19 protein-coding genes and 1 pseudogene (1 of these 20 cut by a window edge) are annotated in these 13,914 nt (G+C 50.1%); 18 read left to right on the top strand and 2 right to left on the bottom strand.

What is annotated here, in order from left to right:
* Nucleotides 1-16: 16 nt before the first annotated feature.
* From JSQ80_RS07770 to JSQ80_RS07690, 17 genes and pseudogenes are all read left to right on the top strand, one after another.
* Nucleotides 17-661 carry an adenylate kinase gene (locus JSQ80_RS07770; RefSeq protein ID WP_206094927.1) on the top strand — a complete coding sequence of 215 codons (645 nt, stop codon included), beginning with the start codon at nucleotides 17-19 and terminating at the stop codon, nucleotides 659-661.
* Between the two features lie 5 nt (nucleotides 662-666).
* Nucleotides 667-1,419, top strand: a complete 753-nt coding sequence (map, locus tag JSQ80_RS07765) for a type I methionyl aminopeptidase (RefSeq protein WP_087432339.1) — start codon at nucleotides 667-669, stop codon at nucleotides 1,417-1,419.
* 10 nt (nucleotides 1,420-1,429) lie between these two features.
* The gene (locus JSQ80_RS07760) at nucleotides 1,430-1,741 is read left to right on the top strand and encodes a KOW domain-containing RNA-binding protein (protein ID WP_087432338.1); all 312 of its coding nucleotides are present in this window, start codon (nucleotides 1,430-1,432) and stop codon (nucleotides 1,739-1,741) included.
* A gap of 2 nt (nucleotides 1,742-1,743) precedes the next feature.
* Nucleotides 1,744-1,959 (top strand): translation initiation factor IF-1, encoded by a 216-nt coding sequence (gene infA / locus JSQ80_RS07755; protein ID WP_006676514.1) that lies wholly within the window; start codon nucleotides 1,744-1,746, stop codon nucleotides 1,957-1,959.
* Between the two features lie 101 nt (nucleotides 1,960-2,060).
* Nucleotides 2,061-2,174 (top strand): 50S ribosomal protein L36, encoded by a 114-nt coding sequence (gene rpmJ, locus JSQ80_RS07750; protein WP_003333770.1) that lies wholly within the window; start codon nucleotides 2,061-2,063, stop codon nucleotides 2,172-2,174.
* Nucleotides 2,175-2,192: 18 nt separating this feature from the next.
* Nucleotides 2,193-2,561, top strand: coding sequence for a 30S ribosomal protein S13 (rpsM, locus tag JSQ80_RS07745; protein ID WP_087432337.1), 369 nt, complete (start codon nucleotides 2,193-2,195; stop codon nucleotides 2,559-2,561).
* Between the two features lie 16 nt (nucleotides 2,562-2,577).
* On the top strand, nucleotides 2,578-2,973 hold the full coding sequence (rpsK, locus tag JSQ80_RS07740; RefSeq protein ID WP_087432336.1) for a 30S ribosomal protein S11: 396 nt from the start codon (nucleotides 2,578-2,580) through the stop codon (nucleotides 2,971-2,973).
* Nucleotides 2,974-3,110: 137 nt separating this feature from the next.
* A complete protein-coding gene (locus JSQ80_RS07735; RefSeq protein WP_019420722.1) occupies nucleotides 3,111-4,055 on the top strand; it encodes a DNA-directed RNA polymerase subunit alpha in 945 nt (314 codons plus the stop codon).
* A gap of 33 nt (nucleotides 4,056-4,088) precedes the next feature.
* On the top strand, nucleotides 4,089-4,454 hold the full coding sequence (gene rplQ / locus JSQ80_RS07730; RefSeq protein ID WP_087432335.1) for a 50S ribosomal protein L17: 366 nt from the start codon (nucleotides 4,089-4,091) through the stop codon (nucleotides 4,452-4,454).
* Between the two features lie 97 nt (nucleotides 4,455-4,551).
* Entirely contained in the window at nucleotides 4,552-5,352 is an 801-nt protein-coding gene (gene truA / locus JSQ80_RS07725) for a tRNA pseudouridine(38-40) synthase TruA (RefSeq protein WP_140397840.1), read from the top strand.
* A gap of 228 nt (nucleotides 5,353-5,580) precedes the next feature.
* The gene (gene rplM, locus JSQ80_RS07720) at nucleotides 5,581-6,018 is read left to right on the top strand and encodes a 50S ribosomal protein L13 (protein WP_087432334.1); all 438 of its coding nucleotides are present in this window, start codon (nucleotides 5,581-5,583) and stop codon (nucleotides 6,016-6,018) included.
* A gap of 21 nt (nucleotides 6,019-6,039) precedes the next feature.
* Nucleotides 6,040-6,432 (top strand): 30S ribosomal protein S9, encoded by a 393-nt coding sequence (rpsI, locus tag JSQ80_RS07715; protein WP_005544499.1) that lies wholly within the window; start codon nucleotides 6,040-6,042, stop codon nucleotides 6,430-6,432.
* 251 nt (nucleotides 6,433-6,683) lie between these two features.
* Nucleotides 6,684-7,817, top strand: a pseudogene (locus JSQ80_RS07710) (DUF2264 domain-containing protein); the annotation flags it as partial.
* A gap of 242 nt (nucleotides 7,818-8,059) precedes the next feature.
* Complete coding sequence (locus JSQ80_RS07705; RefSeq protein WP_087432332.1) at nucleotides 8,060-8,752, top strand: phosphoadenylyl-sulfate reductase; 693 nt, start codon at nucleotides 8,060-8,062, stop codon at nucleotides 8,750-8,752.
* 54 nt (nucleotides 8,753-8,806) lie between these two features.
* Entirely contained in the window at nucleotides 8,807-9,982 is a 1,176-nt protein-coding gene (gene sat, locus JSQ80_RS07700) for a sulfate adenylyltransferase (protein WP_206094926.1), read from the top strand.
* Between the two features lie 74 nt (nucleotides 9,983-10,056).
* Nucleotides 10,057-10,821 carry an N-acetylmuramoyl-L-alanine amidase CwlD gene (gene cwlD / locus JSQ80_RS07695; protein WP_087432330.1) on the top strand — a complete coding sequence of 255 codons (765 nt, stop codon included), beginning with the start codon at nucleotides 10,057-10,059 and terminating at the stop codon, nucleotides 10,819-10,821.
* 73 nt (nucleotides 10,822-10,894) lie between these two features.
* Nucleotides 10,895-12,022: an Mrp/NBP35 family ATP-binding protein gene (locus tag JSQ80_RS07690; RefSeq protein ID WP_206094925.1), complete on the top strand. Its 1,128-nt coding sequence runs from the start codon at nucleotides 10,895-10,897 to the stop codon at nucleotides 12,020-12,022.
* Nucleotides 12,023-12,072: 50 nt separating this feature from the next.
* On the opposite strand, the gene gerD is transcribed toward JSQ80_RS07690, so the two are convergent.
* The gene (gene gerD / locus JSQ80_RS07685; protein ID WP_206094924.1) at nucleotides 12,073-12,750 is read right to left on the bottom strand and encodes a spore germination lipoprotein GerD; all 678 of its coding nucleotides are present in this window, start codon (nucleotides 12,748-12,750) and stop codon (nucleotides 12,073-12,075) included.
* 172 nt (nucleotides 12,751-12,922) lie between these two features.
* On the opposite strand from gerD, the gene JSQ80_RS07680 reads away from it, so the two are divergent.
* Nucleotides 12,923-13,516: a KinB-signaling pathway activation protein gene (locus JSQ80_RS07680; protein WP_206094923.1), complete on the top strand. Its 594-nt coding sequence runs from the start codon at nucleotides 12,923-12,925 to the stop codon at nucleotides 13,514-13,516.
* 28 nt (nucleotides 13,517-13,544) lie between these two features.
* Here the strand turns inward: JSQ80_RS07680 and pdaB are convergent, their stop codons facing one another.
* A protein-coding gene (pdaB, locus tag JSQ80_RS07675) for a polysaccharide deacetylase family sporulation protein PdaB (protein ID WP_087432326.1) crosses the window boundary here: on the bottom strand, nucleotides 13,545-13,914 show its final stretch. The gene runs 434 nt beyond the window's last position; only the last 370 of its 804 coding nucleotides appear in the window; its start codon lies beyond the right edge, outside the window; the stop codon is at nucleotides 13,545-13,547.

The following is a 13,914-nucleotide window of genomic DNA, read 5'->3' as shown; positions in this document are numbered from 1 at the left end:
AAGGGAGTGACATTCGATGAACATTCTATTCATGGGGCCTCCTGGGGCAGGAAAAGGAACGCAGGCCGAACGTATCGTTGCACAATTCGGCATTCCACACATTTCGACCGGGGACGCGTTCCGTGCAGCAATGCGCGAGGGCACGCCCATCGGATTGAAAGCGAAAGAATACATTGATCAGGGTCTGCTCGTTCCTGATGACGTGACGGTCGGCATCGTGCGGGAGCGTCTCGCGCAGCCGGATTGTGAACAAGGGTTCCTGTTGGATGGATTCCCGCGTACGTTGGCTCAAGCCGAAGCGCTGGACGATATCTTGGAACAATTGAATCGCAAGCTGAATCACGTCATCGACCTGAGCGTTGACCGCAATTTGCTGCTGGCCCGTCTTACGGGACGGCGCATCTGCAAATCCTGCGGCGCAACGTACCATGTCATGTTTAACCCGCCAAAACAAGAGGGTGTTTGTGATAAATGCCAAGGCGAGCTGTACCAGCGTTCGGACGATTCCGAAGAGAAGGTCGGCACGCGCCTTGACGAATATATCAACAAAACGGCTCCTTTGCTCGAATATTATAAGAACAAAGGCTTGTTGCGTCAGGTAGACGGGGAGAAGGAAATTGATACGGTGACATCTGAAATCGTGTCTTTACTGCGAGGTTAAACTAAATGATCATTTGTAAGTCCGAAGTGGAACTAGGCTTCATGAGGGAAGCTGGACGAATTGTAGCGGAAACGCATCGTCTTCTGGCTAAATCGATTGAGCCGGGCATAACGACTCGTGAACTCGATTCAATCGCGGAAACGTTCATTCGCAGTCAAGGAGCGACACCTTCGTTCAAGGGCTATAATGGTTTTTCTGGCAGCATTTGCGCATCAGTTAACGAAGAACTGGTACATGGCATTCCCGGCCAACGCAAATTAAACGAAGGCGACATCATCAGCATCGATATCGGTGCGGAATACCGCGGGTATCACGGCGACTCCGCTTGGACCTACGGGGTTGGTGCCATTTCGGAGTCGGCGCAGCAGTTGCTTGACGTAACCGAGCAATCGCTGTTTGCGGGACTCGCATTGGTAAAGCCGGACGTTCGTCTGTACACGATATCCCACGCGATTCAACGCGTTATCGAAGATGCAGGTTTTTCCGTCGTGCGGGAGTACGTCGGGCACGGGGTAGGCGCGGAACTTCATGAAGAGCCGCAAATCCCGAACTACGGCGTCCCGGATCGCGGCCCGCGGCTCAAACCGGGCATGACGTTGGCAATCGAGCCAATGGTTATTGCCGGAGAACGGCATGTCAAGACGCTCGCGGATAACTGGACGGTCGTGACGGTGGACGGGACGCTGTGCGCTCACTTCGAGCATACGGTAGCTGTGACGCCGGACGGTTGCGAAATTTTGACGAAGCTGGTTGAGTAGGTGAACTTACATGAATGAAATGCAAGAACCACGTCTCGGCCAATTCGTCAAGGTGCTTCGAGGTCGTGATGCAGGCACTTACGCAGTCATCACGGGCATTGAAGAATCGCGCTACGTCAAGATAGCGGACGGGGACAAACGTAAGTTTGACCAGCCTAAACGAAAAAACTTGCTTCATCTCGAATTGCAAACCGCAATGAGTCATGAAGTTGTCCAAAGTTTAAATGAAAGCGGTCGGGTAACCAACAGCAAGCTTCGATACGTGATATCGAAGTTTGCCGAGGAACAAGCCGCTCAGCATGCTGAACAGAGAGGAGAATGACGGTGGCCAAAGAAGACGTAATTGAAGTGGAAGGTACGGTCATTGAACCGTTGCCGAATGCGACGTTTCGGGTTGAGTTGGAGAACGGTCATCAAATTCTTGCCCACGTTTCCGGGAAGCTGCGGATGCACTTCATCCGTATCCTGACGGGGGACAAAGTGGTCGTGCAACTGTCGCCATATGATTTGAGCAAAGGTCGCATCACTTATCGGAAGTAGCACTCGGTTCGTTCCGAGCAGCGCTTGCATGCACTTGCAGACCGTTCGACGCGTCAGGTAGACGGTTTGACGTGCAACTTGAGAACTGGGAGGTATTCAGCATGAAGGTAAGACCTTCTGTTAAGCCAATTTGCGAAAAATGCAAAGTCATTCGACGCAAAGGCAATGTTATGGTAATCTGTGAGAATCCAAAGCACAAACAAAAACAAGGATAAGAAGGGGGTGTAGCGTAAATGGCTCGTATAGCTGGTGTAGACTTGCCACGGGATAAACGCGTTGAGATCGCCTTGACATACATTTTTGGTATTGGTAAAACAACTTCTAAAAAAGTAATCGCTGAGGCTGGCGTTAACCCTGATACTCGCGTTCGCGATTTGACAGAAGACGAAGTGAACAAAATTCGTGAACTGATTGACAAAACGGTTAAGGTTGAGGGTGACCTTCGTCGTGAGATCTCTCTGAACGTAAAACGTTTGGTTGAAATCGGATGCTATCGCGGTATCCGTCATCGTCGCGGATTGCCTGTTCGTGGACAACGTACTAAGACAAATGCTCGTACACGTAAAGGCCCTCGTCGTACGGTAGCGAACAAGAAGAAGTAAGGGGGGATAAGTAGCAATGGCTAAACCGAAAAAAGTCGTACGTACAAAACGTCGTGACCGTAAAAATATTGAGACCGGTGTGGCACACATCCGTTCTACGTTTAACAACACGATCGTAACTATCACGGATCCACACGGCAACGCTATTTCTTGGGCTAGTTCCGGTAATTTGGGCTATAAAGGCTCCCGTAAATCGACGCCATTCGCAGCTCAAATGGCTGCTGAGTCCGCTGCCAAAGCAGCAATGGAACATGGCATGAAGTCGGTTGAGGTTATGGTTAAAGGACCAGGCGCAGGTCGTGAAGCTGCCATCCGTTCCTTGCAAGCTGCAGGTTTGGAAGTCAGCATGATCAAAGACGTAACGCCAATCCCGCACAACGGCTGCCGCCCACCAAAACGTCGTCGCGTTTAATGATGGCACACCGATGCGTGTAGTATTAAGCTAGCGCCTGTTGGGAATAATGGTTGTTTAGGCATACTGCATGAATCGACCGACCGTAGGTGTTTGACGTTGATAAACGCCAGCGACGTTTGAAGGAGGGTTATACAGTGATTGAGATCGAAAAGCCGAAAATTGAGACCGTTGACGTCAACGAGGAAGGCACATACGGCAAATTTGTCGTAGAACCGTTAGAGCGAGGATACGGAACAACGCTGGGCAACTCCCTGCGCCGCATCTTGCTCTCCTCTTTGCCGGGCGCGGCAGTGACGTCTGTTCAAATCGACGGCGTCTTGCATGAGTTCTCGACAATTCCAGGCGTCTATGAAGATGTTACTGAAATTATCTTGAACTTGAAGTCCTTGTCGCTGAAAATCCACTCTGATGAAGAGAAAGTTCTCGAAATCGATGCGGAAGGCGACGGGGTTGTAACGGCTGGCGATATTCGAGCGGATAGCGATGTGGAAATTTTGAACCCGGATCTCCGCATTGCGACATTAGCACAAGGCTCCAGACTCCACATGCGAATCTTCGCAAATCGTGGACGTGGTTACGTTCCTGCCGATCGAAACAAGCGGGAAGACCAACCGATCGGGGTTATCCCGGTAGATTCGATTTACACGCCGATTTCGCGTGTAAACTACAGCGTTGAAAATACGCGTGTAGGTCAAGTAACCAACTACGACAAGTTAACCCTTGAAGTGTGGACGGATGGTAGCATTCGACCTGAAGAAGCGGTAAGCCTCGGCGCGAAAATTTTGACGGAGCATCTGATGCTCTTCGTCGGATTGACGGACGAAGCGAAAGATGCAGAAATCATGGTCGAAAAAGAGGAAGACAAGAAAGAGAAAGTGCTTGAGATGACTATCGAAGAGCTCGATCTCTCCGTTCGTTCCTATAACTGCTTGAAGCGTGCAGGCATCAATACGGTTCAAGAGCTGATTACGAAGACCGAAGAAGATATGATGAAGGTCCGCAACCTGGGCCGCAAATCTTTGGAGGAAGTTCAAGAGAAGCTCGAAGAACTCGGATTGGGCTTACGCATGGAAGACTAAACGGGACATGGCTTAGAAGGAGGGGAAATAGCAATGGCATACCAAAAGTTGGGTCGCGATTCCAGTGCCCGTAAAGCATTGTTCCGCGACTTGGTAACTGATTTGTTCTTGTATGAGCGCATTCAAACGACTGAAGCGAAAGCGAAGGAAGTTCGTTCCATCGCTGAAAAACTAATCACGTCCGCAAAACGCGGTGATTTGCACGCTCGTCGTCAAGTGGCTGCATTCGTGCGCCGCGAAACAGTGAATGGCGAACAAGACGCAATTCAAAAGCTGTTCTCGGAGCTGGCACCACGTTATGCTGAGCGTCCGGGCGGATATACGCGCATTTTGAAACTTGGTCCTCGCCGTGGCGACTCCGCGCCTATGGTGTATTTGGAACTGGTTGACCGCGCGTAATCGCGGTGATGTCACACGTACGATAACGACGCATTTTGCGACGTGAAGGAAGGCTCCCCCTGAGGAGCTTTTCTTTTTATCGGGAGGGTTGCAACCAATGCGTAACATTGGAATGGTATTAAGCTATGACGGGACGGCTTACTGCGGTTTTCAAGCTCAGCCTGAGCTGGATACGGTTCAAGGCCGCATCGAACGCGCGATATATATGCTGACGGGCGAGCAGACGTCTATTATGGCATCCGGCCGCACGGACGCGGGAGTTCACGCGTACGGTCAAGTATTCAACTTCAAGACTGCATCGATGATACCTGTCGAACGCTGGTGTTTGGCGTTGAACTCACGATTGCCCGATGACATCGTCATTCGAGAAGCTTGGGAAGCGCCGCAGTACTTCCATGCCCGCTACTCGGCGAAACGCAAGACGTATCGTTACTCCATATGTGCAGAGCGGACACCAGATGTTTTTCGACGGAATTATGAATTCCATTATCATAGACCGCTGAATATGGCAGCCATGCAAGAGGCAGTCCGCCATTTTGTTGGAGAGCATGACTTTACTTCTTTCGTTTCGCCGAAATCGACGAAAACTTCCAATGTGCGTACCCTCTACAACGCTAGCTTGGATATCGAGCCTAGCAAGTCGGGGGAAGTAGGCAGGGGCCGCCTTCATTTGGAACTGACCGGAAACGGATTTCTATACAATATGGTGCGTATCATTGCAGGGACACTCCTGCGGGTTGGCGAAGGAAAGCTTACTCCGGCTGATATTCCGCGCATTTTGGAAGCCAAGAGCCGGCAAGCAGCCGGGCCGACTGCGGTACCCCACGGACTCACGCTATGGCATGTGGATTACAATGGAGAAGAACGGCTTCACACGGATAACAACGCATCCAAGTGATTCGAAAAAATCCCTTGCAAAAATGGCATTTATATTGTAAAATAACATTTGTGTTTCTTTAGGCTTCCCACGGCCCCGATAAAGAAATCACAACTGCTTGTAGCAGTTTTTAACAAGACATAACATTGAAGTGAATGAATATAGACAATGCAACATTGGAACGAATGTGAACAATGAATTTGTAACGCAACTGCTGTTGCGTCAAATGTCATCAGAGGAGGATATTTCATGCGTACCACATACATGGCCAAGCCCGCAGAAGTTGAGCGCAAATGGTACATTATTGACGCTGAAGGCAAGACGCTTGGTCGTCTGGCAAGTGAAGCGGCTGCACTGATTCGCGGCAAACACAAACCAACATTTACGCCTCACGTTGATACAGGTGACTTCGTTGTCATCGTTAACGCTGACAAAATCGTGTTGACAGGCAAGAAATTGCAAAACAAAATGTACTACCGTCACTCCCTCTATCCAGGCGGTTTGAAAGTGACAAGCGCTCAAGAAATGTTGAACAAAAAACCTGAGCGTATGGTGGAACTCGCTGTTCAAGGCATGCTGCCAAAAACGCGCATGGGCAATAAAATGAAACTTCGTGTTAAAGTTTATGCCGGCGTAGAGCACCCACATCAAGCACAACAACCTGAAGTTTACGAACTTCGCGGATAATAGAAAGGGGAGGACAGTTTCATGGCACAAGTACAATACTATGGGACAGGTCGTCGTAAGCACTCGGTAGCTCGCGTTCGCCTCGTACCGGGCGAAGGCCGCATCGTTATCAACAAACGCGACCTTAATGAATACTTCGGTTTGGAAACATTGAAGCTTATCGTGAAGCAACCGTTGAACCTGACAGAAACACTCGGCAAATATGACGTGTTGGTTTTGGCTCATGGCGGCGGTATCTCCGGTCAAGCTGGCGCAATTCGTCACGGTATTTCCCGTGCATTGCTCAAAGCTGATCCAGAGCTTCGTCCAGCTTTGAAAAAAGCAGGCTTCCTGACGCGCGATCCACGTATGAAAGAACGTAAAAAATACGGTCTTAAAGCAGCTCGTCGTGCGCCTCAGTTCTCCAAACGTTAAGATTGGATTACGAACGGAATCAACCCTTTTGCGGCTATGGGCGCAAAAGGGTTTTTTGCGTCTATTTGCGTATATAGAATATCATGCTCATTCCGCTCCATCATCCGCTATAATGAATGTGAAGGCAGCTTATACCGGGTTATGTGAGATGGAGGCGAACGGGAATGAATCGAGACTCTCAGAACAGCATGGTGCCCACGGAAGGTTCAGACTAGTATACAGGGCAGCGGACTGGAGAAGAGCCAGGAGCTCAGGATCGTTTATATTGGCTGGAACTGTTGAATCGGATAGCGCGTCCCGTTCTGACGGCATTGGCGGAGCGACGTTTGAAGCTTGATATGCCAATCGAGTCACACGGCGGGGAGAGAGAGCATTATGCATACCTGGAAGCATTCGGACGATTAATGGCTGGAATCGCGCCTTGGCTCGGCTCGGATGGCGGCATTGAAGTAGAGAAGTTGCTCCGCCTTGAGCTGCGCAAGCTGTATGAGGAAGCCATGGATGCCGCTACGGATCCGCATTCGCCGGACTGCTTGAATTTTGCTGATGGATACCAGCCGATTGTCGATACGGCGTTTCTGTGCCAAGGTGTGCTGCGTGCGCCACAGGCGCTATGGGACCCGCTAAGCGAACGGGTCAAGAGTAACGTCATTGCAGCTTGGAAGGTCACGCGTTCGCGCAAGCCGCATTACAACAACTGGCTCCTGTTCTCCGCAATGATTGAAGCAGCGCTGTATTATGTTGGCGAAGCAGACTGGGATCCGATGCGGATAGACTATGCATTGAAGCAGCATGAGCAGTGGTATGTTGGCGACGGGGTGTATGGTGACGGTCCCGCGTATCACGCAGACTATTACAATAGCTTCGTCATTCAGCCCATGCTGCTCGATGTGCTGCGGCTGCTGGGCGACCTATATCCGGATTGGAATGCAATGAAGCCGACCGCAATAAGACGTGCTCAGCGATATGCGGCGCAGCAGGAGCGCATGATATCTCCGGAAGGAACGATACCGCCCATTGGCCGGTCACTGTCTTACCGATGCGGAGTCTTGCAGACGCTGGCGCAGATGGCATGGCTTGATGAACTTCCCGCTCCATTGGTTCCTTCGCAGGTGCGATGCGCCATGACGGCAGTGATGCGTCGTATGATGGACGCCCCGGGCACTTATACCCCGGACGGATGGTTAACGGTCGGCTTCTGTGGACATCAACCGGGCATTGGAGAAACCTACATCTCGACTGGCAGCCTCTATCTTTGTTCGACTGCGCTTATGCCGCTTGCATTGTCTCCGGCTCATTCATTTTGGCAGGGGGAGACGGAGTGGACTTCGAAGAAGGCTTGGTCCGGCGAGTCCTTTGCCATTGACTATGCTTTGCATGATTAGTGTCATTTCTTGAAAAAACGCCCGAAAAGGCATACCGATACACCGTTACCTCTTGCAGGTAGCGGTGTTTTTTATTTGCGCAAATCTGATTCACCTTAGGCCATCGCCCGGAATATGCTGTCATTATGGTGCCAAGAAATAGAAAAACAAATTGACAAAGATAGGAAAGCTTCTATAATTATAAAGTATATAAAACATACCAAAATACTATGAATTAAAATGAGCATGCGGAGGATGCAATTATGAATCTGTTGGAAAAGGAAAGGCTCGTGAGTGAAAAAGCGGAACAATTTGAACATGCAGAACCGGAAGAAGTTATTGCTTGGGCTGTTCAAGCCTTTCCTAATTTGACGTTTGCTTGCAGCTTCGGTTCCGAAGATGTCGTCTTGGTCGATATGCTGCAGCGAATCAGCCCCTCAACCGATATTTTTTATTTGGATACCGATTTCCATTTCAATGAGACGTATGACACCCGTGATCGCATCTCAGAGCGGTATGATTTGGAATTTGTTCGCGTGGCCCCTGAACTATCCCCCGAAGCACAAGCCGAAGCCTACGGCGATCAGTTGTGGTTAAGCAATGCCAATCTTTGCTGCAATATTCGTAAAGTAGAACCGTTGACAGGAATACTAAGCAAATACGATGCATGGATTACCGGCATTCGCCGCGATCAAGCGCCGACCCGCGCCAATGCGAAAAAGGTGGAATACGACACCAAATTCGGATTAATTAAATTCAACCCGTTGGCGGCATGGAGCTGGGAAGACGTTTGGAATTACATCCACAGCCATAACGTCATTTACAATCCGCTTCATAATCTCAATTATCCCAGTATCGGCTGCAGCCATTGCACACGTCCGGTACAGCCAGGGGAGGATCCCCGTGCGGGACGTTGGTCGGGAAGCGATAAAGTCGAATGCGGATTGCATAAATAAGTGCGTGCTGTAATGGGGACTTGTTGAACAATCTCTAGAAGGGAGACTACAGTTATGAGCTCAATTTTGCCTCATGGCGGGCGGCTTATCAATCGGTTCGTTCCGGAACAGGAGTTGGAACGGAAGCTTGCCGAAGCAAAGTCGATGCCGGTAATCCGCGTTAATCGGCGCACGCTCTCGGATTTGGATTTGATCGGCGTCGGAGCCTTTTCTCCGCTCACTGGGTTTATGAATGAAGATGACTATAAAAGCGTCGTCGAGCGAATGCGCTTGGCAGATGGCACAGTATGGAGCTTGCCCATAACGCTTGCCGTTCCGGATTATATCGCCGAGACGTTAACGATAGGTTCAACCGCGGCAATCATCGGGGAAGAGGATGGAGTCATCTATGGAACGATAGACGTTGAAAGCAAATACGTCGTGGACCAATTAAAAGAAGCGGAACAAGTATTCAAGACAACGGACACGGAGCATCCGGGAGTGCAGAAGCTGCTGGAACGTCCCGATTCGTATGTCGGCGGTAGCGTGCATGTGCTGCAGCGGGTACAGCCAGAGCAATTCGGACAGTATTACTTTGATCCGGCCGATACCCGCCGCCTGTTCCAAGAGCGGGGCTGGCGGACCGTGGTTGGCTTTCAGACCCGCAATCCCGTTCATCGGGCGCATGAATATATTCAGAAGAGCGCGATGGAGATCGTTGACGCTTTATTTCTCAATCCGCTGGTCGGGGAGACGAAATCAGACGATGTGCCTGCAGATGTGCGGATGCGCAGCTATGTTAGTCTGTTGGAGCATTATTATCCGGCGGACCGGGTATTTCTCGGCGTCTTTCCGGCTGCGATGCGATATGCGGGACCGCGGGAAGCGATTTTTCATGCCATCGTGCGAAAAAATTACGGATGCACCCACTTTATCGTCGGCCGTGACCATGCGGGGGTAGGAGACTACTACGGAACATATGAAGCGCAGGAAATCTTTCATTTATTTTCCCCTGAGGAGTTGGCGATTCAACCTCTTTTTTTCGAGCATAGCTTTTTCTGCACGACTTGCGGCAATATGGCGTCCAGCAAGACGTGTCCCCATCCGAAGTCGCATCATGTGGCGCTGTCTGGCACGAAGGTGCGCGCGCTGCTGCGTGACGGCATTTGCCCGCCGCCGCAGTTCTCGCGTCCGGAAGTGGCGAGCATTCTAATTGAAGGCATGGCACAGTCTATTTCGAGTGACGTATAGTCGTGTAATATTTGTCCACCCTGTCCCATATAGATGATTAGGAGTCTGTAAGGGAGCGGAGGTGGACTATTTTTATGAGTGAAAAAAAGCAGCGAAAAACTTCCATCCTATGGATACCGTTGCGCCATGTCCGGCAGTGGGTCATTAGCGTTTGCCTTGTGCTTCTCGTCATTGTTATCATGACTGCTGATATGCCGGTTACAAAAACATGGACCTATTGGACAATACCTTTGTCCGGCAAAATAATTGCCATCGATGCGGGACACGGCGGACCGGATGGCGGAGCGGTTAGCCGGCAAGGAGTCATTGAGAAGGACATCAACCTGTCAATCGCTCTATATTTGCGTGATTATTTGCAGCAGGCAGGTGCGGTTGTTTTCATGACCAGAGAAGGTGATTATGATCTTGCCAATCAGGATACAAAAGGATATTCGAAGCGGAAATCCGAGGATTTGAAACAGCGGGTCAGATTTGTGGAAGAAAAAAAAGCGGACCTCCTCATCAGTTTGCATATGAACAGCATTCCTTCCCAGCGGTGGAACGGTGCGCAGACTTTTTATACAGAGCGCAATCCGGAGAGCGAGCGGCTCGCGAAATGGATTCAAGCGGAAATTCGCCGCAATCTGGAGAATACAGACCGCGTGGCCAAGCCCGTAGATCGGCGGTTATACTTGATGGATCAAGTAAGCATGCCGACCGCGCTCGTGGAAGTCGGATTCCTGTCCAATCCCGAAGAATCGCGGAAGCTAGCGGATGAACAATATCAGCGCAAGGTGGCTGCATCGGTGTATAAAGGAATTTTGCGATTTATGGCAGGGGAAAAGATTGGTAAAAGGTGAGGCTGTGCTATAATAGTATCCGTACATCATTCATCATTTATCAATAGTCCTTGATATGAGACGAGGTGCCATCTTGATTACAAAAGAGGAAGTGCTGCAAGCGCTGCAAGGTGTGAAAGAACCGGTAACCGGACAAGACATGACAAGCATAGGCTGGATTCGGGACATGATGGTTAGAACCGGGGAAGTGAAGTTAACTGCAGTCATTGCCCCGCAGGCTGCGGATGCGGCGGCACGAGAAGCGTTAACTCGGGAAATCAAGAGCCGGTTATCCGAATTGTCTGTTCAAGACGTGCATGTGCGTATCCGATTGGCATCGGAACACGAACAGGCTGCTATCGGATTGAAGCCGGACCAGAATCAAGCCGGTCAAGTTCAGGGGGCGGGACAACCAGCCCACAATCCAAAAGGACCGCAAGCGGGAGTCGAGCATCCACTTCTGGATCCGTCCTCTGGGGTAAAGTTTATCGCTGTAGCAAGCGGCAAGGGCGGCGTCGGCAAATCGACCGTGACGGTCAACTTGGCGGTGGCCTTGGCACGTCTTGGCAAGCGTGTCGGATTGATTGATGCAGATATTTATGGCTTTAGCGTGCCGGATATGATGGGGATCGATGAGCGTCCAGCAGTAGTGAACAACCTAATTGTGCCAATGGAGCGCTTTGGCGTAAAAGTGATGTCTATGGGCTTCTTTGTCGAAGACAACAGTCCGGTTGTGTGGAGGGGGCCAATGCTTGGCAAAATGCTCCGCAACTTTTTCCAAGAGGTGGAGTGGGGTGAACTTGATTATGTGCTGCTGGATCTGCCTCCCGGAACCGGAGATGTCGCGCTTGATGTCCACCAGATGATACCGCACAGCAAAGAAATCATCGTTACTACACCACATGCGACAGCGGCGTTTGTTGCTGCAAGAGCGGGGACGATGGCGATTCATACGAAGCATGATATTCTTGGTATCGTTGAAAATATGGCATATCTTGAATGCGGAAAATGCGGCGAGAAGCAGTATGTATTTGGGCGCGGCGGCGGCGCTAAGCTGGCAGAAGAGCTTCACGTCGACCTGCTCGCGCAAATTCCGCTTGGCAGCACGGACAACCATCCATCAGAACGTGAGTTTGCACCGTCTGTTTATAAAGCAGAGTCGGTTATTGGAGCGATGTACATGGAATTGGCCCGAAGTGTGGCTCAGCGGCTTAATTCCTAACAGCGTGCAGAGGGATGCCATTCGCGGCTCCCTCTTGTTTTGTAAGCGGATTAGGATTCGGAGCCGCCATCATCTCCTCCACCTCCGCCGCCGCTCTCGCCGCCCCCGCCGCCTTGTTCTCCTTCTTTTCCTTCTTTCCCGCCTTGTTCCTTAGGCTGAAGCTCTTCCTTTACAACCTTGCCTAATAAATCCATAACTTCGAGCCTGAAGATAGGACTGCTCATCGAATCCTTGAGGACCGCCATCAGCTGTTTACGGTACTCCGGGGTTTTCATCATGTCTAAATATGACTTCATCATGTCAGGGGATTTGATAATATCTCCCACGGATTGCTGATAAGCTGGATCCTTGATTAATTCTTTATGGATTTGTTTATTTTCTTTACTGACGACTTTGGCGAATTCACCGGCGAACTTCGGGTCAGTCATCACTTTTTCTACCGTTTTTTGATAATCGGGTGAAATGAGCGTATCCTTCACGGCTGTCCGGATTTGTTCTTGCTGCTGCATATTCAAGGCTTGCATTTTCATCCCGCCGCCGGCTGAAGACGATGACTGCATGGCCTTTTGCGCTTCTTCCGTCTTGAGGATATCCACCACCATGGTCTTTAGATCTTTATAATCCATTGTAGTGCTTGAAGCTTGCTGTTCCATGCCGCAGGCGGATAGGAGCATCAAGAACATGAACATGACTCCAGTGAGCGCAAGATGAATGAACTTTGACTTCATGGAATAGGCCCTCCTTTCTGTCCTGAGTGGACGCTGCGCGTTCGACAAGTTCAGCTGCAAAATTCGGTCTTCACGCGTAGTATGGCGGAGGAAATTATGAATTATGTTTGACAGCGATAGTTTTTTGCTGAGAAGATTGGTAAAATAATGAACATTGTGGAGGTGGAGCGCCTTGAATTTGAAAAAATGGTCTTATTTATTCTGGACTACACTATGTTTAGGCGGAGCGATTTCACTGATTATTGGTCTATCCTTACAGGTGTTCCAACAAGAGTTCTCTAATTTTAACGGTCCAGTGGATATTATGCTGAATGTGCTGCAGCTGATACTAAGCGGCTGTATGATTAGCGTGTATTCGCAGATGGGGTTCTTTGCCTATTTGACGCTGAATTACATAGCCTTCGGCATTTTTAAAAAGGCGTGGCCGTACGTGCAAGTTCTGCTTACGGTGATCGTATGGCTGGACTTAATGTTTCTCCGCACCTTGCTTGCAGGGGATACTGTAACGAATGGGGTCAATGACATTATTCTCGGTATCGTCGTGCTGGTGGTCGCGTTAGTCGTTGCTTATTTTAAAGTAAAGGCGACGAATCGTTCCGCGTTCATCCCGACGTTATTCCTCATGATTGCGGTGACGACGATCGAAACGTTGTCAGCGCTTACCATCGGCAACATGGCGACATGGTTCGTCTATATCCCGCTGGCGGCATGCAACGCATACCAAGTTCTTATCTTGCACCGCATTCTGGACAGAAAAGAAAGCTGACGGGGGGCCGTCAGCTTTTTTAATTGGATTACATACCGGCTGCATTGTGCAAATGCTGGTTCATCGTAGATTGATCTTGAATGGTCTTGCTTTTTAATTCCGTTTGCTGAATCAGTTCGGAAACGGTGACGAATTCATAACCTTGCGCGCGAAGCTGATCGATGATGGCCGGCAGGGCAAGGTGGGTCTGCTTGCATGAATCGCTCGCATGCAGCAGCACGATATCGCCAGGGTGCGCTTTCTTGACGACGCGATTCACGATCGTGTCCACACCTGGATTTTTCCAATCCAATGAATCGGTGTCCCATTGAATGACCTTATAGTTCAGACTGTCGGCAATGCGCAGGACACGCTTGTCGAAATCTCCGTTCGGCATCCGGATCAATTTCGGCGCTTTG

Source organism: Paenibacillus apiarius (assembly GCF_017052585.1).
Classification (GTDB): Bacteria; Bacillota; Bacilli; order Paenibacillales; family Paenibacillaceae; genus Paenibacillus_B; species Paenibacillus_B apiarius.
This window is presented reverse-complemented; position numbering and strand designations above follow the sequence as displayed.